This window comes from Rhizobium terricola (assembly GCF_012927355.1).
GTDB classification, from domain to species: domain Bacteria; phylum Pseudomonadota; class Alphaproteobacteria; order Rhizobiales; family Rhizobiaceae; genus Allorhizobium; species Allorhizobium terricola.
Genome location: NZ_JABBGK010000003.1, coordinates 208,345 through 230,267 on the forward strand (window position 1 = coordinate 208,345; position 21,923 = coordinate 230,267).

The 21,923-nt window shown below is 59.4% G+C and carries 19 protein-coding genes and 1 pseudogene; 16 read left to right on the forward strand and 4 right to left on the reverse strand.

The features are described 5' to 3' along the window. Window positions 1–87 precede the first annotated feature (87 nt). From HHL25_RS16050 to HHL25_RS16085, 8 genes are all read left to right on the forward strand, one after another. A complete protein-coding gene (locus HHL25_RS16050; protein ID WP_169593408.1) occupies window positions 88–411 on the forward strand; it encodes a plasmid mobilization protein in 324 nt (107 codons plus the stop codon). Further along, window positions 408–1,586, forward strand: a complete 1,179-nt coding sequence (locus tag HHL25_RS16055; RefSeq protein WP_169593410.1) for a relaxase/mobilization nuclease domain-containing protein — start codon at window positions 408–410, stop codon at window positions 1,584–1,586. Before HHL25_RS16050 ends, HHL25_RS16055 begins: the two co-directional genes overlap by 4 nt. Continuing rightward, window positions 1,583–2,182, forward strand: coding sequence for a hypothetical protein (locus tag HHL25_RS16060; RefSeq protein ID WP_169593413.1), 600 nt, complete (start codon window positions 1,583–1,585; stop codon window positions 2,180–2,182). Before HHL25_RS16055 ends, HHL25_RS16060 begins: the two co-directional genes overlap by 4 nt. A gap of 205 nt (window positions 2,183–2,387) precedes the next feature. Continuing rightward, on the forward strand, window positions 2,388–4,187 hold the full coding sequence (locus HHL25_RS16065) for a site-specific DNA-methyltransferase (RefSeq protein ID WP_169593415.1): 1,800 nt from the start codon (window positions 2,388–2,390) through the stop codon (window positions 4,185–4,187). Continuing rightward, the gene (locus tag HHL25_RS16070; RefSeq protein WP_169593418.1) at window positions 4,184–6,739 is read left to right on the forward strand and encodes a DEAD/DEAH box helicase; all 2,556 of its coding nucleotides are present in this window, start codon (window positions 4,184–4,186) and stop codon (window positions 6,737–6,739) included. Before HHL25_RS16065 ends, HHL25_RS16070 begins: the two co-directional genes overlap by 4 nt. A gap of 25 nt (window positions 6,740–6,764) precedes the next feature. Continuing rightward, a complete protein-coding gene (locus HHL25_RS16075) occupies window positions 6,765–7,427 on the forward strand; it encodes a hypothetical protein (protein WP_169593420.1) in 663 nt (220 codons plus the stop codon). Continuing rightward, window positions 7,417–7,725: a hypothetical protein gene (locus tag HHL25_RS16080; RefSeq protein ID WP_169593423.1), complete on the forward strand. Its 309-nt coding sequence runs from the start codon at window positions 7,417–7,419 to the stop codon at window positions 7,723–7,725. Before HHL25_RS16075 ends, HHL25_RS16080 begins: the two co-directional genes overlap by 11 nt. 179 nt (window positions 7,726–7,904) lie before the next feature. Beyond that, window positions 7,905–8,921, forward strand: a complete 1,017-nt coding sequence (locus HHL25_RS16085; protein WP_169593425.1) for a reverse transcriptase domain-containing protein — start codon at window positions 7,905–7,907, stop codon at window positions 8,919–8,921. A 242-nt stretch (window positions 8,922–9,163) separates the two neighbouring features. On the opposite strand, the pseudogene HHL25_RS16090 reads toward HHL25_RS16085, so the two are convergent. Beyond that, window positions 9,164–9,541 (reverse strand): annotated as a pseudogene (locus tag HHL25_RS16090) (integrase core domain-containing protein); the annotation flags it as partial. Between the two features lie 404 nt (window positions 9,542–9,945). Then, window positions 9,946–10,788 carry a helix-turn-helix transcriptional regulator gene (locus tag HHL25_RS16095; protein WP_169593427.1) on the reverse strand — a complete coding sequence of 281 codons (843 nt, stop codon included), beginning with the start codon at window positions 10,786–10,788 and terminating at the stop codon, window positions 9,946–9,948. Window positions 10,789–10,919: 131 nt separating this feature from the next. On the opposite strand from HHL25_RS16095, the gene HHL25_RS16100 reads away from it, so the two are divergent. Further along, window positions 10,920–11,702 (forward strand): IclR family transcriptional regulator, encoded by a 783-nt coding sequence (locus HHL25_RS16100; protein ID WP_169593429.1) that lies wholly within the window; start codon window positions 10,920–10,922, stop codon window positions 11,700–11,702. Window positions 11,703–11,746: 44 nt separating this feature from the next. Here the strand turns inward: HHL25_RS16100 and HHL25_RS16105 are convergent, their stop codons facing one another. Both HHL25_RS16105 and HHL25_RS16110 read right to left on the reverse strand, forming a co-directional pair. Next, window positions 11,747–12,616 carry an alpha/beta fold hydrolase gene (locus HHL25_RS16105; RefSeq protein ID WP_169593432.1) on the reverse strand — a complete coding sequence of 290 codons (870 nt, stop codon included), beginning with the start codon at window positions 12,614–12,616 and terminating at the stop codon, window positions 11,747–11,749. A gap of 127 nt (window positions 12,617–12,743) precedes the next feature. Continuing rightward, window positions 12,744–13,574 (reverse strand): IclR family transcriptional regulator, encoded by an 831-nt coding sequence (locus tag HHL25_RS16110; RefSeq protein WP_169593434.1) that lies wholly within the window; start codon window positions 13,572–13,574, stop codon window positions 12,744–12,746. A 172-nt stretch (window positions 13,575–13,746) separates the two neighbouring features. Between HHL25_RS16110 and HHL25_RS16115 the strand changes: the two genes are divergently transcribed. From HHL25_RS16115 to HHL25_RS16145, 7 genes are all read left to right on the forward strand, one after another. Next, the gene (locus HHL25_RS16115; protein ID WP_169593435.1) at window positions 13,747–14,136 is read left to right on the forward strand and encodes a hypothetical protein; all 390 of its coding nucleotides are present in this window, start codon (window positions 13,747–13,749) and stop codon (window positions 14,134–14,136) included. 32 nt (window positions 14,137–14,168) lie between these two features. Continuing rightward, window positions 14,169–15,017, forward strand: coding sequence for an alpha/beta fold hydrolase (locus HHL25_RS16120; protein WP_169593437.1), 849 nt, complete (start codon window positions 14,169–14,171; stop codon window positions 15,015–15,017). Between the two features lie 193 nt (window positions 15,018–15,210). Continuing rightward, window positions 15,211–15,981 carry an AttM family quorum-quenching N-acyl homoserine lactonase gene (attM, locus tag HHL25_RS16125; protein WP_169594022.1) on the forward strand — a complete coding sequence of 257 codons (771 nt, stop codon included), beginning with the start codon at window positions 15,211–15,213 and terminating at the stop codon, window positions 15,979–15,981. A 44-nt stretch (window positions 15,982–16,025) separates the two neighbouring features. Continuing rightward, window positions 16,026–17,192 carry an ABC transporter substrate-binding protein gene (locus HHL25_RS16130; RefSeq protein ID WP_169593439.1) on the forward strand — a complete coding sequence of 389 codons (1,167 nt, stop codon included), beginning with the start codon at window positions 16,026–16,028 and terminating at the stop codon, window positions 17,190–17,192. A gap of 112 nt (window positions 17,193–17,304) precedes the next feature. Next, window positions 17,305–19,158 (forward strand): sugar ABC transporter ATP-binding protein, encoded by a 1,854-nt coding sequence (locus HHL25_RS16135; protein WP_169593441.1) that lies wholly within the window; start codon window positions 17,305–17,307, stop codon window positions 19,156–19,158. Beyond that, entirely contained in the window at window positions 19,155–20,546 is a 1,392-nt protein-coding gene (locus HHL25_RS16140; protein ID WP_169593443.1) for an ABC transporter permease, read from the forward strand. Before HHL25_RS16135 ends, HHL25_RS16140 begins: the two co-directional genes overlap by 4 nt. Next, window positions 20,546–21,907: an ABC transporter permease gene (locus HHL25_RS16145; protein WP_246701850.1), complete on the forward strand. Its 1,362-nt coding sequence runs from the start codon at window positions 20,546–20,548 to the stop codon at window positions 21,905–21,907. The genes HHL25_RS16140 and HHL25_RS16145 overlap by 1 nt, the downstream gene beginning before the upstream one ends. Window positions 21,908–21,923: the final 16 nt, after the last annotated feature.

A 21,923-nucleotide genomic window follows, 5' to 3' on the forward strand; every position in this document is an offset into this window, starting at 1 on the left:
GTGCCCACAGGCACTCGGCGCTGGTCAGGGGAGATACTCCCCGTGAACCCCTCATCCCCGACGTCGGGGCAGAATGGAGGAAGACGCATGCGCGATCGCATCATCCGCATCCGTGCGAGCACGGAAGAAATGTCGAAAATCGAAGCACTCGCGAAAGGTCGAGGTCTTTCGATTTCCGAAATGATGCGGCGCGCTGCGCTCGGTGTGCGAATGCCCGTCCGAACGTTCGACGCAACCCAGGTCGTACTGCTGACCCGTGCCTTGGGCGAAGCCGGTAGGATCGGGGGAAATTTGAACCAGCTTGTCAGACGCGCGAATTCGGGAAAGCTCACCGGGCACGACGCCGATCTAGCCCAAACTCTTTCGGGCATCGACACCCTGCGGCATCATCTCCGGAGCATCATATCATGATCCTCCAAACCTCACGCATCTCCCGAAAAGGCGGCGTCCGCTATCTCTCTCATCATCTACTCGGCAAGGTTCACGAGAACGAGAGAATAGAAGTCCTTGCTGGTGATCGACATGTTCTTGACGACGCCCAGTCGCTCGCCGCCCTAAAAGGCTGTCGATACAGCATTCGGCATCTCTCAGTATCACCGGAACGCGAGATGACGCCCGCGCAGCTAGGTGAATTCTTGAAATCCGTTGATGTCGAGTTTCGCATTGGGCCGGACCGGCCGCGGCTTGTAGTCCGTCATATCAAGAAAGGTCGATCGCATTTTCACATCGCGATTGCCGAAGTCGATCCTGTAACGCTTCGCGTCTTGGATTGCCGTAACGACTACGCGCGTCTCGAAGAGCTCGCTCGTCGCTACGAACAGCGCCACGACGAGACCGTGCAACCGACGCGAACCGAACGTCGCCAGCGCAAGGTACAAGGGTGCTCAGATGTCGCCCGCAAACGTGCCGAGCGAGTTAGCCCCAAGTTCGACCGAACGAAACTGAAACTGGCGTTCGGCGTCGGCGGACAGGCCTTCGCTCATGAGCTTGCCCGACAGGGACTGCGGATCACAATCGGCTACAAGGGGCCGATCCTGGTTAACATAGCAGGGACGTTCGTCGCCGCCGCAAACCGCGCTGTTGGTGTCCGCCGCGGCGAATTCTCGAAATTTATGGAGACCCTCACTTATGACAGAAATCATTTCCGCGTCGATGCGGACGCTGACGTCGGTCGAGCGAAACACCGAGATGCTGTTGCCCCTTCTATCTCTGCTGGACACGCAGGACGGCCCGGATCGCATCGCCCAGCTCCTCGATCTACTGACGCACATTCTCGACGCGCAGAATCAGCAGGTAGAGGCTTTGAGGATCGTGGGCGACCGGCTCGATCGTCTATCTCGCCGCTGACCCGACGTCTTCGGCGAGAACAGCTCTTCCTGCACAGAATCGGAAATGTGGACCTTGATGATCTCCTGCGGCGCGCTCGCGAAATGGCCTTGTGGATTCAAGCGATCTTCGAACCACCGGCGCAGCGGCTGACCCGACGAATTCAAGAACTCAAGCAAGAGCAGAACAGGATCGTGCCGGCGGAGATTTCCACGCCTTCGCCGTCGACTTTCACATTCCAGAGGAGGAGGACACCATGAAAGACATGAGGAATAAGCGCAAACGGCGAAACTGCTATCATAGGCTTCGGGCACGTTACATCGAGGCCCAGCGAGCTCGTCGCGGCAATCCTGCCGCGTCTGCCGCAACGCAGTTGTTCGCCATCTTCGCGGTGGTAATCGGACGTGCGCCCTTGCTCCCCGCAGCGCCCGTCTGTCCTCGCTACAGTCCGCCGCAACTATCGCCAGCGGCGGCACACCGTACGGCGATGGCGCGGCGGATGGGGGTGCCTGTCAGATATCTCGATTTGGTCCTCTCACAGGGCCAGGTACCCTATGCTGTATTGTTCAATCACATCCGCCAAGGCGGCGTTTTGCGCCGTGATGCGATGATCGAATTACGGAAGCGGATACCCGAGGCGGCGCTTGATTGGCTTGATTACGTTGAAAAATGGGATCGATGGTCTGAACTCCTCCGCTGCCATGTCGCCAAGGAGCAGGAAGACCTAACAGATGTCAGGGTCTTGAAGTCGACGGTGCGCTGGCTTGAACATCTGAAGGACAACGTGCCCTTTCAGCCCGGTACAACGCTCGAAACTGCCGGCGGCGATACCGATCCTCAGAAACCCAAGACTTGAAATCGTACGCGCAAATTTGGGAAATGACGAGGCTTGAGGCCCCGGTCCTTTCCGATTAAGGCCGGTACAACTCTCGATTATCGCGCAGGGATCGTTGAGAGCCGGGTCCCGCTCGTATATCCGTAGAACAACGGCCACGGCGTTTAGGATTCTGGGTCCCGACGAGCTTTGGCGCGGGAATATTGTCGTCTGAAACGGAAATCGCATGAGCAGTTACGAAGACCTTTCCCGTGAACAACTAATCCAGCTGTTGAAGAAGCGCGATCGTACAAAGAAGCTTGGGCTTGTGTGGGAGCGGGACGAGATCGAGGCCGACAACGCTATTGATGCGAACTTCGTTGCCGCAACCATAATTCCCGAACTGTCGGATAGACCTGCACCTTGGCGTAACATGGTTATCGAAGGTGACAACTTCGACGCGCTACGTTGGTTAAGGATGACGCTGGCAGGCAAGGTAAAGTGCATCTACATCGACCCTCCATACAATACGGGAAACAAGGACTGGGTCTACAACGACCACTATGTAGAGAAAGAAGACCGATATCGCCACTCGATGTGGCTGGATTTCCTGTATCAGCGGCTTCGCATAGCGCGGGATTTGCTTTCTTCAGATGGGCTGATCCTAGTGTCGATCAGTGACGAACAGCGGGCAAAGTTGGAAATGTTGATGGACGAGGTGTTCCCGGGCATGCGCATCGGAACATTCGTCTGGAGAACGAAGGATTCTTCCAACGACGCTGATCGTAACCTGTCGTCCGTTCATGAGCATGTTTTGGCGTACGGAAATTCAGATTTTAGTTTCTTGGGCTTCGAACTTGATGACGCAAAATACCGACATGACGATGGGGATGGACGCGGCAAGTATAGCCTCGATCCGATAACCAAAGCCCATGACTACACCGAACGCGAGAACACTTATTATCCGATTCTCGACCCACAATCTGGGTGGTGGTACCCATGTAATCCGGATAGCGTGTGGCGTTTTGCTACAAAGGAAAAAGTTAAGGAGGGTCAGAAGCTTCGCAGTCAGACGATTGAAGACCTCATCAGCGATAGGAGAATTCATTTCTCCGCTTCCGACTACGTTATTTACGACACCATCGATGATCTGCTTAGCGCCATCGATAACCGTGTAGGCCCGGTTGACGGCAACGGCCGTCAGCTTTTACGCCGTGGCCTTCCCGATCTTGAGTTTTGGGTTGGTAAGAAAATTGGTCTCGGGCGTCCGTCGAAGAAAGCCTATTGGAACGAGAAGGGGGCTACAATAAAGCCGGTGAGCAGCTTCGTGCTGGGTACGAAGGAGGCAAAGGTTGAGAATTTTCACGAGCTAGTTTCGGAAAAGCAAGGCAAAGCGACAGGTATTGTCACTGAACTCTTTGGAAAGAGGGTCTTTCAAAATCCCAAGCCGGTTTCGCTCCTGAAGTCTTTAATCTCCGCATCAGTGCCAAACGATGGCTTAATTCTAGATTTCTTCGCTGGTTCAGGCACTACTGCACATGCCGTAATGGAATTGAACGCAGAAGATGGGGGGACGCGACGCTTCATATTGGTGTCCTCTACAGAAGCTACCAGTGACGAACCTGATAAAAACCTTTGCCAAGATATTACCGCCGAGCGTATTCGCCGCCTGAACAAATCTGAGGACCCCAAGTTCGCCGAGCTTGCCGCCGAGTTCGCGTATCTCCGCTGCGAGGGTATCGAATTCGAAGACCTTGATCACGATCTTCGGCCGGCGCAGGTATGGACGGCTTTGGAGGTGTTACATGATCTTCCGTTGACACATTATTGCGCCGGCCCATGGCAGGAGCACACGACCGATGAGCTGACGCTTATTTTTGCAGACCGGGTGAACTCCGACCTGATCGAGCACCTGAAAGAGATCGCACGGGAGCGCGTAAACGCTTTCGTATATGCCTGGGCACCCGGCCAGATCACTCAGCAGATCGGCCAAGCTCTTGATGTGAGGTCCGTGCGCGAAGAACTTATCGGAAGGTTCCGCCAATGAACGCGCCGGCTGATTTCCGTCTCTCCCTTGCCGCCTATCAACAGAAGGCGGTGGACGCTATCGGAGAGACACTGGATTATGTCGCGGAGCTTCATACGCGAGAGCCAAACCACCGGGCGAGGATCGCCAGGGAATTAGGCGTCATACTCCTGCAAGCTCCGACTGGGTCCGGAAAAACCCTGATGCTCGGTCGTACCCTCGAGGCAGTCCGCGGAAAGCTGGATGCCAAGACAATCTGGTTCTGGTTCGCTCCCTATTCAGGCTTGGTGGCTCAGACTAAATCGGCACTTGCCGCACAATGCGGGTCCCTTCGCCTACGCGATGTCTACGTCGATCGCGAGGCGATCGGCGCGCGCGATGGAGACGTCTTCGTACAGACATGGGCGTCTGTCGCCGTGGTGAAAAAGGAGAGCCGCAAGGTAAGAACCGACAAAGAGGCGGCGCTTTCCATCGACAGCATGATTGAGGAACTCCGTGAACGCGGCTTCCGTATCGGCGTCGTTATTGACGAGGCGCATCTGAACTTCGGGTCCGGCGCGGCGGCCACGGCCGATTTCTATCTCAACGTCCTGTCTCCGGATTATACGATACTCGCAACTGCGACCCCCAGCGACGCCAAACTCGAGAAGTTCGAGAAAGACGTCGGCCTGAAGGTGGAAAGCCGCGTCGTCGTTGGTCGTGACGAAGTCGTGAAGGCAGGTTTGAACAAAGTCGGCCTGATGGTCGGCGTCCTGCGCTTCAAGGAAGAAGACCGCGCCCTCATAGACGTCGAGATGGCGACGCTCACCGCCGGATGGTCGCAACACAGCTTTATCAAAAGCAGGCTTGCCGAGAAGGGCATCCATGTGACGCCCTTGATGTTAGTGCAGGTGGAAGACCAAGCAGAAGGAAAGGATGACCCCGTGGCTCGCGTCCGCGAGCGGCTGCTAGAAGTCGGTGTGCCTGAGAAGGCAATCGCTGTTCATACCTCGGGCGAACCAGACCCCGCCTTCCACACACTGGCATACGATCCCCAAATCGAAGTCCTGATTTTCAAAGTGGCCGTCGCCACCGGCTTCGATGCCCCGCGCGCCTGGACGCTTGTTTCCGTTCGCCCAAGCCGCGGCCGTGACTTCGGCCTTCAGATAGTTGGTCGAATCATGCGCGTTCATCCTCTGGTGCGCCCTCTTCATGGCACAGAGCCATTACTTGATCGTGGCTATGTGTTTCTGTCAGACCCTGAACTTCAAGTCGGACTGGATGAAGCCGCCGCCGACTTAAAGGCCGTCAGGGAGGGCATTGAGGTCCTGACTGATCGCCTGGAGGTCACAATCCTGGGGAATGATGATCGCGCATCCGAGGTCTTCGGCACGACGATCGCGCGCGTGCCTTTTCACGAGGCGTCCCCAGTCGATCCTGTAACTGAACGCGCAGAAAGACAAGCTGCGCTGGGGCTTCTGATTCCGGGGTATGTCACTGCTTCACCGGCACAGTTGGAAAGCGCGGTGGCGGTGATGGGGATTTTTACCGAGTCCGACGCTCCGCCGTTGTTTCCCGACTTACCTGAAGTAAGTTCCGCAAATTCAAGACCAGCCGCAACCGGCCCTAGTGCCGATCATCTGATCAAGTATCCACTCCGTCGGGAACTGGGAATCCCGAACTCACTCATCCGGGAGGAGCTTCCGAGCTTATACGACATCGAGGCCGATCTCTGCCCGCAGATCGCACGGGAGTTCTGCAAACATATACCGATGACGTCGCTCATTTTAGCGGTCAACAGTAATGCGGAACTGTCGATGCGCGACCTCTTCAACGAGGGGCTGATTGACACTCGGCATCTAAATGTCCGTATGTCCGCGGCCCGCATAGCCGAGCAAGCGCAGATGCAGCTCTCCTTCAATGACGGCATAGACCCGCGCCGGATCAGGGAGGCCATCGAAAGTGAACTTCAGCGTATTTGTCAGAAAGAGGGGTTCGACGTCACACTGCGTGACATCCGACGCACAATTAATCTGGCAATCTTGCGGCATCCTCATGCCCTAAGGGAAGCCGTCCGCGTGGCACAGGGTCTTCATATCCGGCTCGAAGACAACGAACCGATTCCTGAATTCCAGTATGGTGCAAAAGATGCCGCTGCCTCGAAAAAGGGAGCTTACGGCGCGTTTATCGGTAACTTTAACAGACCTGAACTTGCTTTCGCCCAGATGCTCGACAACGACGATACGGGTCTCGTTAAATGGTGGATTCGAAATCCTGAGAGCCAGACGTGGGCGACCCGGCTAATTCTGCCGACGGGTAGGCGATTTTTCCCAGACTTCGCGGTCGGCATTGCTGGACGTAAGACTAGGCACAGCGTCGCATTGGTCGAAATCAAAGACGATGGCGAGACCGGTCGTCTGCAATCGGACAGCAACACGATTAAAATCCGGTCTGAACATTCGGAGTATAAGAAGGTTTTTTGGACGTATCAGGACGTCGATAGCGTCTTCCTGAAGGCCGTATGGAACCAGTCCCACAATCGCATCTTCCCGGCCGGGCCGTTCGAGATCGGCGATATGGTGATGGTCAACTAGGCCTTTCCGGAGAGGCAGTTTATGGATGCGCAGTATTGCATGCGTAAAAAAATCGGTAGTAGAAGATAGCCAATCACAACCGTTCGATCGTCTTTCAAAAATGCAATTTGACCGGATCAAGAAACTGGCAATGGTGGCGCGGGCTGACGAAATCAGACGCGCCGCCGAACGTTACGAGATATTTGTTGCCGGTCCCTTCATCGATATAAATCTAGACAAGGACGATCCTGTAAACGCATCGACAGACGCGAAGCGGCTTCGCTTCCACGTTCATCAGTACTACCGAGCCGCGGGACATAATTTGTACCTCGGAGAGGACGTTGAGCTGCGGACGATCGGGGAAAAGCATTATGGCGCGGCTGCCAATGCGACCTTCTACGAAAGACACTACATTGCTGACAACATTGATGCCCTAATTGTTTTTCCTGCGGGACCTGGAGTCTTCTGCGAGTTTGGAGACTGGGCGACTTCACAACATTTTTGTCGAAAGATGTTGGTGGTAATTGATAAGGAATACGAAGGTCAGCCGAGCTACATCAACGACGGGACCGCGAAAGCTGCGGCATATAATGGCGCAACCATAGTCTACGAGAAATACTCGGACCAGGCTGCCGTCCTAGTTGAATGTGACAGATTTATCGATCGCTTAGCGACTCGGGCCAGAGTGGACCAACTCTATGGAAGATAGATTTTCGATTGCCGATAGATACATTCTTACCATGAGGATTATTCAGCCTGCCCGCGTTCAAGATGTTCTGCGGGCATATGCTGAAATGTGGGACGTAAAAGAAGACGATCGATTGAAGGACGTGATCTACAGCTTACACGAGAAGATGAGAGAGGACGGGCTTCTAGTCGATGTCCGTAAGGGCACATATCTGCTTACCGCCAAAGGAATGGAGATCGCCGCCCGTTTCATAAAGGAGCGCGAAATAGATAATCGACGATTGTTCTTGATGAAACGCCAACGCAGGTTGTATCAATGAGTCGCGAGGCGGTATCGGATAGGGGGCTGCACCAGCCTTCCTGCCATTCAGGTCAAATAGTATAAGGATCGCGTGAGAAGTAAGGATCGGTCAGCGATTGGCTGAGCCTTCACCCAACCACTGACCGATCCTTACTTCTCACGCATTCAAAGCAATCTTCTTGGAGATTGGTTTTTCCCATGCCGCCTCGCTCCTACTACAAAGAACCGCGCGTCTCGGACTACATCGCATTCGCGGATGCATATTTTCCTGAGGAAAGGAATCTGGCCGCCGAATTCGCGGAACGGACGCGGTTACCGTACGTCGAAAGCTCCAAGCACCTAGCGGCCTATGTGGGGGTGTCGCCATCCCTTCTCCGCCAAATCATGCACAAGCCCTCATACCATTACCGAGAGTTCCCTCTTCACAAGGCGGATGGGAGCGAGCGGAAAATTTCGACGCCAAAGACCTATCTCAAGGTGGTGCAATGGTGGGTCTTAGATAACATCCTCGCGCGACAGGCGCTCGATGAGTGCGTCCACGGTTTCCGGAGCGGGCGCAGTTATGTGACTAACGCTCGCGTCCACCAAAACTCCCGGCATATATTGAACGTTGACATCAAAAGCTTCTTTGACAGCATCAAGATGTCCCAAGTCGCCAACGTTTTTTTGTCGTTGGGATACTCGGAAGCTGGAAGCCTTACTTTGACGGCCTTAACCACGAAGGACGGGGTGGCACCGACTGGGGCTCCTACCAGTCCCATGATTGCAAACCTTATATTCCGTGATGCCGACCTCGCATTGGCCGAATTCGCGGAAGCTAACGGTTTAATCTACTCAAGATATGCAGACGATCTTACTTTCTCCGGCCAACACAGAATACCAGATGAGGCGGTCGCAAAGATCGCGGAGATCGTTAATGCTGCCGGCTTCGAACTAAACATAAAGAAGACCAAATTCATGGGACCCGGTGACCGACAGGATGTCACCGGAGTAGTTGTTAACAGCGGCCTCAATGCCCCGAGAGAATGGCGAAACTGGGCGAGGGGCTACCTTCACCGCGTCCGGCTGAACCCCGATAAGAGCGCTGAAGAGTTAGGTCGTGTTCGCGGCGTCTACGGCATCCTTCGTCAGTTCGATCCTGAGCGGACGAAAAGCCTGACACGCGCTGCATTCGAAACCCTAGAAGCGCTGAAACAGTATCGAACTGAGCCCTGAAACGGGGCCTCGTATGCGTGCGAACTCCCCTAGACAAAGGCACTCCATTTCTCTATTTCAGCGCCGTACCCACGAATGTACCCAAACCGCATTTTGGCGATGCATGAATCAATGGGTTACGCGACGTTTGGCGGGCGGTCCCACCCTCTCCGCCATGTCAGATCTTCGGCCTTAAGGTTTCCCCGAGACTAGCTGGCTTACTTCTATATTTGGAGTGCGCCCCGTTTCACCGGAGAGGTTGGCTAGTTTGATTTAGCCCCGATGAACTGCCGTGGGGATGCCATCTTGAGCGCGGAATGGGGATGGGTTTCTTTGTAGTCCTCGATCCATCCGTCGATGAGCCGGGGCGCCGTTTCAGCGTCCGGTAGGGTCGAGATGCGGATATAGTCTCGCTTCAGGGTTTTGACGAATGCCTCGGACCTGCCGTTCGACTGCGGACTGGCCACCGGCGTGAAGCAGGGCGTCAGGTTGAGCGCCTGGGCAAACAGCTTGGTCTCCCGCGCTGTGTAGGCCGAACCATTGTCCGAGAGATGCTCGATAGCATGTGGGGCTCGGGTGGCGCCGAACCCTTTCTCGAACGCCTCCGGCATCATGTCGCGCCCGTCTGAGCCGGAGAAGCCTGTGCCACCGGCAACGCAGATTGGGCGCAACGCCATCGCGGCGAGCAGTGGAAGACACTGTCTCGCCTGGTTCGGGGCGCTGCTCAATGATCGTTAGCTGCTACTCGGTTGTCCACGGCCTGCGGCGAACATCACCCGTCAGCAGTTCAACGTGCCGATACGCGTTGGACATACGCCCGTCCTCAAGCCTGTGCTTGAACCTCTCTGCTTGTGCCGACTGTCCGGTCGAAATGGGGGCAGCTCAGACGTGAAACGGTGCCGCCTGAAATCGCATATCAATGGTCGCGCCGAAAATCATCAGCAGGGTCTCGAGTGGTGTATTGACTGCAACGGTCACCACTGTCGCGGTCAACCCGTCCCTTCTGAAGTCCTCGCCAGCCTGCGACAACGGCTGGTTGGAGACGTCAGCGGGAAAGCCAGTCGGAAGCGCCCTGGCGGTAGAGGCGGGGCGAGACGGCGGTGTGATTACGAAAGAAGCGGCTGAAATGGGCCGGGTCGGAGAAGCCGAGGCTGCTTGCCGCCGCGCTGAGCGTCTCCTGAGAGACCACCGTGAGGCGGATCGCCTGTTCGAGCCGCACCACATTCTGGAACAGGCCCGGCGACATGCCCGTGCATGCCTTGAACTGGCGGAAGAAATTTGCCCGGCTCATGCCGATCTCTGCCACGACCTGGTCGATGGTATCGAAATCGGCGTTGTTCTGCTGGAAGAACTTGACTGCCTTGCGGATACGCCAGTCGAAGAGATGCGGCCGACCGCATCTGGCGCCGGCATGGCCCGCGGCGCCGGCTCGCGAGATTGTGGTCAAGACCAACTGGCTGAGCAGGAACTCCACATCCATCCGTGACGGAGATACGCCACTCAGGCAATCGACGACCGCCATCAGGATGCGATAGGCGTCACGCGAGACATGTCCCGAATTCGACTTGAAGAAGTCCATCGGGTTGAAATCGCCGAGATCTGCGCTCAATGCTGCGAGCCAGTCGGAATCAATATAGAGTGCGATGATCTGCGTGGGCGGCTGGCCGGGTCGGTAGACGAACTCGTGGGGCCGCCAGGCATCGACCAGCACCACCGAATCTTCCGTCAGCGGCGCCGCGACATCATCGACGATGAAGCTCGAATCCGCTCCGCCGACCTTGAACAGCATGTGGCAGTGGGGATGAGCATGGCGCACGAGGCAGTGCTCGAGCTCGACAAGCGCAACCCGACCAAAACTCCCCAACATGACACGTACGGCTGACGTCATGATCGCTCGATTACCAAGTTTCCAGTTTGAAAGAGAACAGAACTGCCGCAGTCATTCAAGTCGTGAATTGACTTAGCAAAGGCGTGAAGCGATACGATATTCGCCAGGGCACGAGAGGTGGGAGACGGCAGTTGGACGAAGACGAGTCCACGCGACTGAGGCTGGTTCCTGCCGTGGAACGCGCGTCCATCATTCTTGACATCGTGTCCGCCTCCAAGCGCTACCTCACTGTTTCCGATCTCGCGCGCGAGACGTCCCTTCCGAAGAGCACTGTGCACGGCCTCTGCACCACGCTCCTGCATCTCGGGCTTCTCATTCGGCGGCCGGACCAGACCTTCGTGCTCGGTCCGCATCTGCTGAAATGGTCGAACGCCTTTGAACGGCAGACGGACATCGCTGCCGAGTTCGCGGCTCTCTGGGACCAGACCGACGAGTTCAGGGATTCGGTGGTGTCGTTGTGCATTCTGGACGAGACGGACGTGGTGTTCATCGCGGCGCGGCAGCGAAGCGCGCTCGAGCATTTCACTGTCCGACCGGGCATGCGACTTCCGGCAGTCTTTTGTGCGGCGGGCAAGGCGATGATCGCGCGCTGGCCCGATCACGACATTCATCGGGCTTTGAAGGCTTTTCCGGAGCGGTTGACGGAGCGATCGATCACCGACGTCGGCGAATTTCTCGAAGAGGTGAAGGCGGTGCGTGCCGATGGCGTCGCAGTCGACGTGGGGCAATGCCAGCGTGGCGTTACCAATTTCGCTGCCGCGGTTCTCAATTCGTTGAACCGAACCGTGGCCGCCGTGCTGATCAGCGTCAATTCGGAAGATCTTCCGGAGGATGCGATCAGGGAGTTCAGCGCCAGTGCACGCGGGCTCGCGACGCGCCTTTCGCAGCGTCTGGGCGCGGAACTGGCCGGCTGAGCCAGGCGTGTACGCGCGTGGGCGTTGCTGCGCGCGCATCGGCATCAGCGGGCGGCACGGGTCCGTATCCGGCCGCTCCCGGATTTCCATTCGATGTCCTCCAGATGGCCGCAAATCAGGTCGAGCACCACTTCCGTGCTGTCATGCTGCGGGAAATGGCCGTCATTGCGCAGGATTACCCACTTCATCGGTCCCCGAACGTGTGCCGACAGTGCCGACATCTGCTGATGGGCACCGTATTCATCGTTCAGCCCCTGGACCAGGAGCAGAGGGGCGCCGAGCGTGGCGAGGCGAGCGAGCACATGGTCGGGGCGCGCAGCCAGCGCCTCGCGCGCGGCGGCCCAGCAACGAACCGCAAGGTCGGGATCCAGATGCTCGGCCTCCAAGCGGGCGATGTCATCGCTGAAACGGGAATCCGCCAGAAGGTCGCCGGTCGTGGCGACGAACTGCCGGTCGGCGTGAACCTGCGGCGAGAGTGCCACGATCCGCTCGACCATCGAGGGGTGGGCGCATGCAAACAGCATGGCCACCGCCACGCCGTCGCTGTGGGCTACGATGTCCGCCGACGTGATGCCGAGTGCCCGCAGGATAGCAGGCAGCACCCGCAGCGACTCGTGGGTGAGATGGTCGTCCGCCTCGATCCCGGGGCTTGCAGGACTCGATCCGCGGCCGGGGCGGGAGTAGGCGATGATGCGTCGAGCCGGATGGCGAGCCTCCAGCGCCTCGGCGATCTCCTGGAAGGATTCGAGGCTTCCCAGCCCGTGCGTGATGAGCAGGATAGCGCGTGGCGCATCCTTCCCAATGTCCAAGACGTCGATGCTGCCCGCATCCGTCGCGACAATCTGGCGCCTCCAAGCCGGCAATCTCGCCATGCGTGCGGCAGTCGCACTTCTGTCCTGTCTGAAATACAGCATTGATCCCCTCCCAAGGATGAGCCGCCGGCATCCCTGCTCTTGCAGATCAGCGCCGGCCCGTCAGGATCATGGCATCAACAGGCGAGGGCGATAAGCCCCGGGGCCTGCCGGAACTTGCCCCAGAATCTCATTTTTGTTCGCGCGGGGGCCGACCGCGGCTCCCCACCTCGCCGGCGACAGAGAGATCCGCGCCCATGCGATGGGAGAGCCGGGTGGCCATCTGCAGCACGTTGTCGATGATCGAGGAACGGTCGGCCATGGCATCGGCATCCATCGAGAGGCTGACGGCGACGCCTGCGATCGGTCGATTGCGCGAATCCAGCACCGTTGCGCCGAAACAAACCATGCCTTCGACAATCTGCTCCTCGTCGCAACTGTATCCGTCACGTCTGACGGCGCGCAGTTCGGTCAAGAGCTCGTCCACGCTGCGGACGCTGTGGCCCGTCCGCGCCTCCGGAAGGCCCTGGGCATAGAGACGACGGACCTCGTAGTCACTCATGTGGCTGAGAAAGGCCTTGCCCGTCGCGGTGAAGGCGGCGGGAAGGCGCATGCCAACCCGGAATTCGAGGGAAGAGTGCGCGCGCTCGTTGTTGCGGGCGGCAATGTAGACGACTTCCGCACCATCCTGCACGGTCAGCGTGATCGTGGCGCCAGGCAGCCCCGTCTCCTGGTCCCAAACGGCGGCGAACTCGGTGGCCACGTCCGATTGCAGCGTGAAGGCGTTCGACCAGCGCATCAGATGTGGTCCGAGCTGGAAGGTCTGGTCCGGGCGTCGGATCAGGAGCTCGAGATTGACGAGTGTCTGGCAAAGGGAATGAACGCTGGAACGCGCAATCTTCAGTTCGCGGGAGAGATCGGAGAGGCTCAGAAAGGTTTTCGAACGCGCCACGACGTCGAGAATACGGGCGCCTCGTTCGAGCGCGGGCGACTGATGTGCCTTGGTGTCCGTTGAAGCCATGAAGCGATCCGCAGATTTGGTAGGGCGTCATTTTTCTTCTTGACATTCGTATAGCCCGCCGACTAGCGTCCAGTCCAATGAAAAGTGTTCAGTATATTGAACGATTATCGAAATGCAGGATGCGGTCCCGGTTATGAGGATCGCGTGAAGTGAAGCGCTGGAGGTTTCAGGCATGGTCATGAGCGTGCGAGACTGGGCTGTCCGTTTCGGCGAGGCATCGGACCGGGATCCGACGATCGGTGCCATGGCCCGGTATTTCACTTGCCGCTACCTCTGGGACATGGGCTCGGCAAAGGTCATCGTCGATGTCCGGGACGGCAAGGTGCACAGCATCAATACCGACCCCCAACCGCTGGACGCCTATGACTTTGCGCTTCGGGCAAGCGCGGGAACCTGGCGCGAGTTCGCCAAGCCCACACCGGAGCCGATGTATCACGGCATCTGGTCGGCCAGCTTCCGCCGCGACCTGAAGATCGAGGGCAACATCCTCCTGATGATGCAGAACCTGCGCAACTTCACGGTCCAGTTCGAATTGCTCCGCAAGGTCGGCGTGCCGGTCTGACGACGTCCCCATTACCTACAGGAATAACCGGAATGGCCAAGCACTCCCCCGTTATCGGTCGTTACGTCACCATCGATGTGGACGGCTACGAATACAAGGTCTTCTATCTCAGGAATGGCAGCGGCGTTCCGCTGGTTTGCCAGCACACTGCGGGCTGCCACAATCACCAGTGGCGGGGCCTGCTCGAGGACGAGTCGATCACCGGTCGCTACGACGTGATTGCCTACGACCTCGCACGCCACGGCAAGTCCGACCCGCCTCTCAACAAGGAGTGGTGGAAGGAAGAATACGTACTGACCGCGCGTCACTACATGAACTTCATCATAGCGCTCTGCGATGCGTTGGAACTCGACCGGCCGATCTTCATGGGATCGAGCTTCGGCGGCAACGTGGCTCTGCAGCTGGCCCTGCATCATCCGGACAAATTCCGTGCCGTCATTCCCGTCGAGGCGGCCGAACACGCGCCCGGCTTCTATCTCGACTGGTGGCGTCACCCCCATGCCAACGCGGCACAGGTCTGCGCCAGTGGCGTCTGGGACTTGATGGCGCCGCAGAGCCCGGACATGGATCGCTGGCTGACCTGGCACTACTACACACAGGGTTCCGAAGCCTTCAAGGGCGACCTGTTCTTCTATTCCATCGATCACGACCTGCGCGGCAAGCTCGGGAACATCGATACGAAGCGCTGCCCGGTCATCATGATGACCGGAACCTACGACTATCTCACGCCGCCCGAAGCGACGGAAAACACCGCCCGCCAGATCCCCGGCGGCATCTACATCGAAATGGAGGACATCGGCCATTTTCCGATGTCAGAGAACTATCCGCTGTTCGCCGTCTATCTGAAAGAGGCGCTTCGACTTGTCGAAGCGCGCACCTGAAACCGATTCCGAAAGCGGGAAATCATCCATGAAGATCATTGAATTCGATGACAAGGGGCAACGCATCGAGACCGAGGCATCCGCCCCCTCGCGTTCCGCCACGACGTCATCTCTGGCGCCGCGCCCCAGTTTCTCCCCGGCCCCGAAGGAAGCGACCCGCACGCGTCGCAAGTCTTCGGGGATCGAATTGCACATGTTCCAAACCGGAACGCTGAAGACCAAGACCAAGTACATCAAGATGAACCAGGGAGAGGATGAGTTCGAGATCCCCGTGCCGTGGTTCCTGATCAAGCATCCGCAGGGCAACGTTGTCATCGATGGCGGCAATGCGGTCGAGACCGCGATCGACAAGCGCGGTCACTGGGGTGCCGTGGTGGACGCCTATGACCCGGTGATGTCCGTCGCGGACAACTGTGTCGACCAACTGAAGATGGTCGATGTGAGCCCGCAGGACGTGCGTTATGTCGTGCAGTCGCACCTGCACCTCGACCACACCGGTGCGATCGGCCGCTTCCCGAAGGCCCAGCATATCGTTCAGCGCAGCGAATACGAATATGCCTTCAAGCCGCACTGGTTTTCGGCCGGCGCCTATATCCGGGCCGATTTCGACCGCCCGGGTCTCAACTGGAAGTTTCTCGGCGGTGAGTTCACCGACAACTACGACCTGTTCGGCGATGGCACCGTGCGGATGATCTTCACGCCTGGTCACTCCCCGGGCCACCAGTCGTTCCTGATCACGCTGCCGGAAAGCGGGCCGATCCTGCTCACGATCGATGCCGCCTATACCGTGGATCACTGGGAAAACCGGGCGCTGCCCGGACTCGTCACCTCGTCGATGCAGGCGGCGGACTCGGTCGCCAAGCTTCGGCGCATCGCCCACGACACGAATGCCATGGTCGTGACCGGCCATGACCCTGTCACCTGGCCGGGGTTCCGAAAGTCCCCGCAGGATTTCTACGACTGATCGCGGGACGGGATTATCCGTCCACAACTAGGAGGAGAGTTGGAATGTTACGCAAATTGCTGTGCGCAGCGGCGCTCATCGCCGTTTCCGCCACCGGTGTGCTCGCCGAGGGTGTCGACGAGTTGAACCCCGACGTCGCCAAGCGGCTTTACAACAAGGACATGCTGGACCCGATGCAGCCGGTCGGCCCCAGCAAATGGCGCGATTTCAAGCCGAAGAAGGGGCCGCCGTGGAAGATCGGCTATGCTTCCTCCTACGCCGGCAATACCTGGCGCGCTGCCGCCATGGACGAGCTGCAGAACGTGATCGTGCCCGAATGGCAGAAGCTCGGGTTGCTGTCAGAAGTCGTGGTCACGCAGTCCAACCTCAATGACTCCACGCAGATCCAGCAGATCCGCCAGCTGGTCGACCAGGGTGCGGACGCCATCATCCTCTGCTGCTCCAATCCGACGGCGCTGAACGCATCGGTGAAGTATGCAGCCGACAAGGGCGTTCCGGTCTTTTCGATGACCGGCTACCTGACCTCCGAATATGCCGTCAACTCGTCGGTCAACTATCAGGTCGGCGGCTACGAGATCGGCAAGGCTATGGCCGATCAGCTCGGCGGCAAGGGCAATGTTCTCGTGGTCGAGGGCATTCCGGGCACGTCCGGTTCCGACAGCCAGAACCGCGGCGTGCTTGCAGGCCTCGCATCTTCCCCCGACATCAAGGTCGTCGGTTCCGTCGCCGGCATGTGGACGGACCAGGTTGCCCAGGGCGAAGTGCAGAAATGGCTCGCCACCAACCCCGGTAAGCTCGATGGCATTGTCGTTCAGTCGGCTGCGGAAATGGGCGTTCTGCGTGCCGTGCAGCAGGCTGGCCGCGGCGAGATACCGGTTGCGATCGGCGGCGAGCTCGGTGCACTCTGCCACTGGCGCAAGAACCCGAACTACATCAATGCCGCCTTCCAGCTGTGGCCGCCGGCCGACGACATCGAGCTGATGTGGCATATCATGATGCGCACGCTGCAGGGTCAGGGCCCGAAGGTGCAGTCGATCCTCGTCGATCCGGTGAAGCTCACCCATGAAGACCTGACCAAGGTGATGGACGAGAATTGCAATCTCGACAGCGCCGAATGGCTGAAGGTCGGTTCGAAACGCTGGGGCTATGATCCGTCCTATCTGGACGACTTCTTCCTGCACCCGGCCGATCCGCGCGCCTTCAAGCCGTGACTGACCGGGGCTGGCTTCGCCGCAATCCGGCGCGGCCAGCCCCGTTTTGAACCCCTCTCAACTCCCGCTTCCTTCGTTTCATCGGCCGTACCGCGACCGGATGGGTAGATCCATGACGTCCATTGCTCCAGAAATCGCACAGCCTGCCGGCCGGGAGACAATCCTGGTGCGTGGCGTGAAGAAGTATTTCGGGCCGACCCGGGCGCTCGACGGTGCTTCCTTCTCGGCGCGGGCAGGCGAGATCCATGCCATCGTCGGCGGCAATGGTTGCGGCAAGAGCACGATGGCGAAGGTGGTCTCCGGCATCCTGCCGGTCGACAGCGGAACGGTCTCCATCCTCGGCGAGACACCGTCCACCCCGGCGGAAAGCCGGGCGCTCGGTATTTCCACCGTCTATCAGGAAGTGCTGGTGGCGGATGAAAGCTCCGTCGTCGACAACATCTTCATGGGCTCCGACCGGCTCTTTTCCAAGACGCTGTCCCAGGACCGCAAGGTGGCCCGCGCAGCCGAACTCATGGAAGAGCTTTCCGGCGAACCGATCGATCCGCATGCGCTGGTCGGAACCCTGCCGCTGGGGCTGAAGCAGTGGATCACGATTGCCCGCGCGCTTCTCTCCGAACCGAAGATCCTGATCCTCGACGAAAGCTCCGCGGCCCTCGATTTCGATTCCACCGAGCGCCTGTTCGCCCGCATGCGAGCTCTGCGGGATCGCGGCACGACCATTCTGATCGTCACCCACCGCATTGCCGAGCTGGTGCGCATTTCCGACCGTGCCACGGTGTTTCGCGACGGCCGCGACGTGGGCGTGCTCGAAAAGGCAGACATTACCGAAAAGAACCTGCTGCGACTGATGACCGGGGACGACCGCTCGGGCGGTCACGGCCATGCGGAAGCGCCGGTGCCCACGAATTCAGAGCGCGCGATGAAGGCGCGCAAGCTTGCGGTCTGGCCGAATTCGAAACCGTTCGACTTCGATCTGCGCCGCGGCGAGGTCCTCGGCATTGCCGGCCTCGACGGACAGGGGCAGGACGCCTTCGTCCGCGTGCTGGCCGGTGTCATGAGCGCTTCCCAAGGAATGGTCCAGGTCGCGTCGCGCGACGGAAGCTGGCAGCCGGTACGCAATCTTGCCGAAGCCGTCGCGAACAAGGTCGCCTATGTCTCCGGCGACCGCAAGCGCGAGGGTATCTTCGCCTCGCTCTCGATCTTCGAGAACATGGTGATGCCGCTTTACCGGGAAAAGAAGCGTGGCGGCATCCTTGGCTTCATCGATCGCGGCACGCTCTCGACCCTGTTCAAGCGGGAGGCGGACAACCTGCTGATCAAGTTCGGCGTCAAGGAGGACCGCATCACTTCGCTGTCGGGCGGCAACCAGCAGAAGGTGCTGATCGGTCGCGGCTTCGCCATGCGGCCGGACGTCATCATCCTCAACGATCCGGCGCGTGGCATCGATGTCGGCGCCAAGACCGAGCTCTACCGTCACCTGCGCAACTATGCGGAAGAAGGTCGGGCGGTGATCTACCTCTCATCCGAGATCGAGGAATTCCTGGGCTTTGCCACACGCGTGATCGTCTTCCGCGACGGCGCGCCTTTCGATGCGTTTGACGGCCGCGGTCTGGAGCCGAAGCGGGTGCTGGAGGCAATGTTCGGCCAGACCGGGGGCGAGGGCCTTGCCTCGGCCACCTTTGGACTGCGTCCCGGCGCACCACAAGCCTCGGGCATGGCCGCAGCATCGGCAGAGCCGCTTCCCGGCGACGGCGTTCGCATTCGTGTCGACATGCCCGCGGATCTCAAGCCGAACCCGGTGTCCCAAGTCCTTCCACACGCGGCGGGTGGCTCATCGCCGGCCGCGGTCGACCCGTCGCCGGAAATCTCTGCATCGCACGCCAGGAGCATACCGGCTGCGAAGCCCATCCGGATCGTCGAGTTCGGCGAAAATGGTGTCCGGATCGAAGGAGGGCGCCGATGAGCCTGCCCGCGACCCAGACATCCGAGACGACGACGGCCAAGGCAGAACTGCAGGGCGGGCGGTCCAATCCGTTCCTGCTCATGCCGATCACGCTGTTTTTCGCGTTGCTCTCCATCGCGGTGCTGCGCACGCCGAGCCTGATGACGGCGTCCGGTATCGGCGCGGCCATCATCGTGGTGACGCCGTTGATCCTTGCCACCTATGCGCTGATGGCCTCCACGATCGCCGGCCGAGGTACGGTCGACCTGTCGGTCGGGCCGCTGATCGGCTTCATCAACGTGACGATGATCCAGCTCCACGCCGCGGGCATGCTGGAGAACCCGATCCCGGTGTTTCTCTACTGCATGATCGTCGGGGCGGTGTATCAGTTCATCTTTGCACTGATCGTCATCTATGTCCGCGTACAGCCAATCATCGTTTCGCTGTCCGGCTATCTAGCACTGTCGGGCATCAACCTCGTGATCCTGCCACGGCCCGGCGGCATGGCGCCGCCCTTCATGGCGGAATGGGGATATGGCACCTCGATCTTTTCGCCGGTGCTGATCATTCTGATCGTCGCCACCCTGGCCTGGCTGCTGTTCACCGCAACCGCTTTCTACACGCATCTGCGTCTGATGGGTTCGGACGAACGTGCGGCCTACACGTCCGGTGTGCCGATCACCGTGGTGCGCATCGGTGCCCATCTCATTTCCGGTTGCTTTGCCGGCCTTGCTTCGATCTGCTTCACGGCGCTGATTTCGTCCGGCGACCCTTCGCAGGGCACGACCTACACCCTGATCGCGGTGACCGCGCTGGTGCTTGGCGGCGCCTCGCTCGCGGGTGGTCGCGGCGGCGTCTTCGGATCGGCACTGGGCGCGCTCAACCTCTACATGATCACCTATGTGCTCTCGACCTTCAACTTCGGGGCCGTGCAGAGCTTCGTCACCAATCTCGCCTATGGCGCCATCCTGGTGATCTCGCTGCTGCTGACGCTGCTGATTCCGGTCATTCAGCGCTACATCCGCAACTTCTCGCCTCTGCTCTATTTCATCGCATTGTCGGTGGTCGTGCTCGGCATCATCCTTCATGCCACCTTCGACTACGCGAGCCTCGGCGCGGCACCGGCCTATCTGCCGGGACCGATGGACATGCAGGCGGCGCTGACCGGGCCGCTCGAGATCGCCACGCTCTCGCCGGAGACGCAGGCACTCCGGCTTGAGGCGGCCCCGTTGGTGTTCTTCGTCATTCTGCTGGTGATCCTCGCGGTGTTCCTGCGACTTGCGGTCGGCCAGTCGAGCCGGCGCACGATCGGACCCGCGGTTGCGGTCATTGTCGGAGCCCTCGTCCTCGGTGGCGCCTGGGTCATGCATGAAAACGCCATGCCCAGCAGCACGGAGGCCGTAAACTGATGGAAAAGCTGCCCCCAATCAGCCTTCCGGCCCGCATTCTCGGCCTCGTCATCGCCATCCTGCTTGCGGGGTTGGGCGCCGGTTTCGGCTTTGCGCAAGGCATGGCCGTCCAGGTCGTCATCCTCTCCGCCGTCGCCACGCTGGCGCTTTCGGTTTGGGCGTGGCGCTATGTCATCGGCCAGTTCGTCGAGAGCGAGCCGCTCGCCACGGACGCACAGAGCCCGCTGCGGCAGGCCTGGGTGCAATATCGCTGGCCGCTGATCGGCCTTGCGCTGGTGCTCGCTGCCTTCCTGTTGCTGTCGCTTTCCATCGAAGGCTTCTTCAACATCTGGAATGTGATCTCGCTATTGATCCTGCTCGCCATCCTCGTGCTCACCCGCACGCTGGGCCGGCAGTTCCAGCAGAACCGGTCCGCCTTTATCGGCATCATGGTGCTCGCGGGCCTGTTTTCGGTCGGTTCGATGAACATCGAGGGCTTTGCCTCGGGTAACAACATCAAGTCGATGCTGCTGTTTGCCTCCTTCCTTGGCATCGCTTCGATCGGCCAGACGCTGGTCGCGCTGCTCGGTGGGCTGGATCTCTCCATTCCCTTCATCATCGGCGGTGCCAATGTGGGACTGCTGTATCTGATCGGCCTCGGCGTCCCGCCATGGCTCGCCACGCTGATCGTGCTCCTGATCGGCACCGTTCTCGGGGTGATCAACGGCCTGCTCAGCTATCGTCTGCAAGGGCAGGCGCTGATCGTCACGCTCGGCACCGGCTTTGCGATTTCCGGCGGTGTGCAGATCGTCACGTCGATCGGCTCGGCCTATTCCGGCAACGTATTCGGCACGGTGCCGGCATGGCTCTCCAACATATCCGCCATGAACGGGTCCACCTTCGGACTGCCGTTCCCGCCGGTCATCCTGATCTGGGCGGTCATCGCGCTGATCCTGATCATCGGCCTGAGGACGACGGTCTATGGGCGCTACCTCTACGCGCTCGGCGTGAACAGGACGTCCGCCAGCCGCGTGATGATCTCGGAGATGCGCTACTGGGTCATGATGTATGCGCTTTCCGGCTTCTTTGCCGCGCTCACCGGCGGCCTGCTGCTCGGCTGGTCGGGCGGCGGCTTCATCGGAGTGGGCGACCAATACCTGTTCCTGACGCTGGCGGCCGTGGTGGTCGGGGGGACATCGCTTCTCGGCGGAGCCGGGGGCTACGGCTTCACCGTTATCGGCGTGCTCGTGCTGCAGGTGCTCTCGAGCTTCCTGGTCGGCATCGGCCTCGATTTCAAATGGCAGCAGTTCATCTTCGGCCTACTCATCCTGCCCATGGTGGCGCTCTACGCACGGTCGCCGCACATCCGGACGCAGATTTAGGGAGAACCCAATGCGA

Coding starts and splice junctions, on each gene's coding strand:
- HHL25_RS16095 (WP_169593427.1), bottom strand. CDS start 10,788: ATGACGTCAGCCGTACGTGTCATGTTGGGGAGTTTTGGTCGGGTTGCG.
- attM (WP_169594022.1), top strand. CDS start 15,211: ATGTTCCAAACCGGAACGCTGAAGACCAAGACCAAGTACATCAAGATG.
- HHL25_RS16075 (WP_169593420.1), top strand. CDS start 6,765: ATGCGCAGTATTGCATGCGTAAAAAAATCGGTAGTAGAAGATAGCCAA.
- HHL25_RS16065 (WP_169593415.1), top strand. CDS start 2,388: ATGAGCAGTTACGAAGACCTTTCCCGTGAACAACTAATCCAGCTGTTG.
- HHL25_RS16070 (WP_169593418.1), top strand. CDS start 4,184: ATGAACGCGCCGGCTGATTTCCGTCTCTCCCTTGCCGCCTATCAACAG.
- HHL25_RS16085 (WP_169593425.1), top strand. CDS start 7,905: ATGCCGCCTCGCTCCTACTACAAAGAACCGCGCGTCTCGGACTACATC.
- HHL25_RS16120 (WP_169593437.1), top strand. CDS start 14,169: ATGGCCAAGCACTCCCCCGTTATCGGTCGTTACGTCACCATCGATGTG.
- HHL25_RS16050 (WP_169593408.1), top strand. CDS start 88: ATGCGCGATCGCATCATCCGCATCCGTGCGAGCACGGAAGAAATGTCG.
- HHL25_RS16060 (WP_169593413.1), top strand. CDS start 1,583: ATGAAAGACATGAGGAATAAGCGCAAACGGCGAAACTGCTATCATAGG.
- HHL25_RS16110 (WP_169593434.1), bottom strand. CDS start 13,574: ATGGCTTCAACGGACACCAAGGCACATCAGTCGCCCGCGCTCGAACGA.
- HHL25_RS16115 (WP_169593435.1), top strand. CDS start 13,747: ATGGTCATGAGCGTGCGAGACTGGGCTGTCCGTTTCGGCGAGGCATCG.
- HHL25_RS16145 (WP_246701850.1), top strand. CDS start 20,546: ATGGAAAAGCTGCCCCCAATCAGCCTTCCGGCCCGCATTCTCGGCCTC.
- HHL25_RS16130 (WP_169593439.1), top strand. CDS start 16,026: ATGTTACGCAAATTGCTGTGCGCAGCGGCGCTCATCGCCGTTTCCGCC.
- HHL25_RS16140 (WP_169593443.1), top strand. CDS start 19,155: ATGAGCCTGCCCGCGACCCAGACATCCGAGACGACGACGGCCAAGGCA.
- HHL25_RS16135 (WP_169593441.1), top strand. CDS start 17,305: ATGACGTCCATTGCTCCAGAAATCGCACAGCCTGCCGGCCGGGAGACA.
- HHL25_RS16080 (WP_169593423.1), top strand. CDS start 7,417: ATGGAAGATAGATTTTCGATTGCCGATAGATACATTCTTACCATGAGG.
- HHL25_RS16105 (WP_169593432.1), bottom strand. CDS start 12,616: ATGCTGTATTTCAGACAGGACAGAAGTGCGACTGCCGCACGCATGGCG.
- HHL25_RS16055 (WP_169593410.1), top strand. CDS start 408: ATGATCCTCCAAACCTCACGCATCTCCCGAAAAGGCGGCGTCCGCTAT.